Genomic DNA, 252 nt, shown 5'->3' with positions numbered 1-252 from the left:
CTTAGGGGATCCCCGGTTTTCCCGACCGGGACGGACTCGCCCGTCAGGGCGGATTCCTCCACGTAGAAGCTGTTCGCCTCGAGGAGACGGATATCCGCGGGAACCCGGTCTCCGCCCTCCAGGAGGATAATATCCCCGGGAACCAGGTCGCGGGCGGGGATCGTCTGCAGTTCGCCCCCGCGCATGACCTTGGCTCCCGGCGCCGAAAGTTCTTTCAAAGCACGGAGCGAACGCTCCGCGCGGAATTCCTGT

Annotated in this window: 1 protein-coding gene; it reads right to left on the bottom strand. The window is 65.1% G+C overall.

Annotated elements, in window-relative coordinates:
• The coding region (locus KVT34_RS30640; RefSeq protein ID WP_483311473.1) for a P-type ATPase actuator domain-containing protein at positions 1 to 252 on the bottom strand (252 nt) is incomplete at both ends.

The organism is Paenibacillus sp. GbtcB18 (genome assembly GCF_019091125.1).
Taxonomy (GTDB): Bacteria; Bacillota; Bacilli; order Paenibacillales; family NBRC-103111; genus Paenibacillus_F; species Paenibacillus_F chitinolyticus.
This window is presented reverse-complemented; position numbering and strand designations above follow the sequence as displayed.